Here is a 1,974-nt window from a genome sequence, read left to right as displayed (position 1 = left end):
ATCGACAAACGCATGCTCTGGTGGGTCGGTCAGCTCTAGCTTAATGCCACGCTCGCGGCGCACTACATTCCCATCAAACGATTGGTGTTTGTCGAGAAGCTCTTTGGAGTTATCTGTGTGGCTACCAGAGTTCAATACCGCTAACGTACAGTTACGATAAAGCTGGTAAAGATCACTCGAAGCGGTTTTCTTTAAGCGTTCAACTTCCAGTTGGGATAGCAAGTCCATGCTACCAGCGGGGCTTATATGGGTAATCATAACGCCTCCTTGTGTTGCATTATTTTGAGGGATAGTTCCAACGCATCTTACTTAGTTGTACGTGTCGTTTTACTCAGATGGCTGGAGGGTTTGGTTTTATGGTTATCGAGTCCCAAGCAACCTCAAGATGCCATATTCGTCATGAATGAATACATCATCTTGAAGTGACTTGGGTTTTAACAGCTTAGCAGACTGAAAGGGGATAAATGTGATAACTCGTTGAAAATGGGAGGTTATGAGCGTTTGAGAGGGGGTGAAAGTGTTTGTTTGCTTGTTTTTTGAACGGTTTTTAGTTCCAGTTTAGCTGGTTTGTGCCCCGTTTTTTAGCGTCAGTGAGCATTTGCCCAAGGCGATCGAGCACATATTCTGGTGCGTCTGATTCCTTAAATGAAGTAGAGACGGCTGTCAGAGTAATGATGATGTTTTGCTCGCGGAACTTAAACGGCAGCTGACAGATATCGCGCTGAATATTTTTCATCAGTTCTAATGTGTATTCTTCACTTTGTTCTGGGATCAGCAGAATAAACTCTTCACCGCCAAAGCGAGCGACGGTTTCGGTATCAGACACGCGCTTATTGATAGCACGAGCGATGATCTTCAGCGCTTTATCACCAGCGGTATAACCATAGCTGTCGTTTACGGCTTTGAAGTTATCGACATCAAACAGTACCACTCGTAGATTTTGTTGAGAGCGAATCCAACGACGGTATTCGAGCTCAAGACGATCGTTAAATGCTGTTCGGTTGTAAACCTTCGTGAGTGGATCAAGCAACATTCGCTGTGTCTAGTCGTCTAAGCGGCGACGGTAATCTTGTGTGGTTTCAAATACCGCTTCAAGCTGATTTTTGCTGTAGCTTAAACGCTCTTGCAGGGCCTGTTCTCTCTCTTCCGTCATCTTGAGGCGCTCGGTTAACGAGGCCATTTTTGCCAGCAATGGAGCGACTTCTTGTTTGAGTTCTGCTAAATCCTGTGCTTGGTCGAGAGATTGTTGGCTGAGCTCAACCAAACCATTCATTTCCGTATTCAGCTCTTGGCGATGCTCAAAATAAGTATGGTGTTGATCGACGTTTTGATGGACGGTTTTGAGGTTACTCGCCAGCGCTGAGTTTAACTGATCGAGAAATTGGCTTGACGCTTTGCGCTCAAACTTAGTCGCTTCGACGACTAACTTCAGAGTGCTTAACGTCAGCTCGATTAAGGATTCTGCATTCACGCCAAGCAACAGTTTTGCACGAATATCAAGCAGTCTCTCGCCACATTCGCCTTCAAAATCAAGTTCTGTGATCGTATGTTGCAGATCGACAGCGAGGCATTCTAGTTGAGATTTGTCTGGGTTGTTTTCGAATTCGCTGAGTTGTAAACGTGAGTTCGAAGTGATGATTTTAATCGCGCGTTCGTAGATGCTCAGTAGACGGGTAGCTTGATCGACTTTCTTCCCTGCGTGTACTTCCGAGAAGCTCATTAAGTTGCGCAGTTCGCGTTTTAACTGCGCTGGCAAACCCGTAACACGTTGGAGTGTCTCACCGCTGTGTTTGATTTGTTCATCGAGGTAGCCGTTCTGTTTATCCATCGTTTTCGACTGCTGTTTGAGCATTCTTTCAAGTACCGCCAAGCGCGGGATCAGAGTGCTGATGTCTTTTTGATGTTGCAGCTCTTGCTGAATTTCAAACAGATAGTTAGCAACTTGGGTGTTTGAGCCTTGGCAAGCAGACGACA

At 45.7% G+C, this 1,974-nt stretch carries 1 protein-coding gene and 1 pseudogene; both read right to left on the bottom strand.

Going from position 1 to position 1,974, the window contains the following annotated elements; translation table 11 throughout:
- A partial coding sequence (locus tag R8N28_RS23840; RefSeq protein ID WP_318183500.1) for a pyrimidine/purine nucleosidase domain-containing protein occupies positions 1-258 on the bottom strand: 258 nt, incomplete at its 3' end.
- 289 nt (positions 259-547) lie between these two features.
- Positions 548-1,974: pseudogene (locus tag R8N28_RS23835) on the bottom strand (diguanylate cyclase); the annotation flags it as partial.

The sequence above is a fragment of the Vibrio sp. Vb1554 genome (assembly GCF_033344235.1).
Note: the sequence above shows the minus strand (reverse complement) of the source record. Positions and strands in the feature narration are given on the sequence as shown.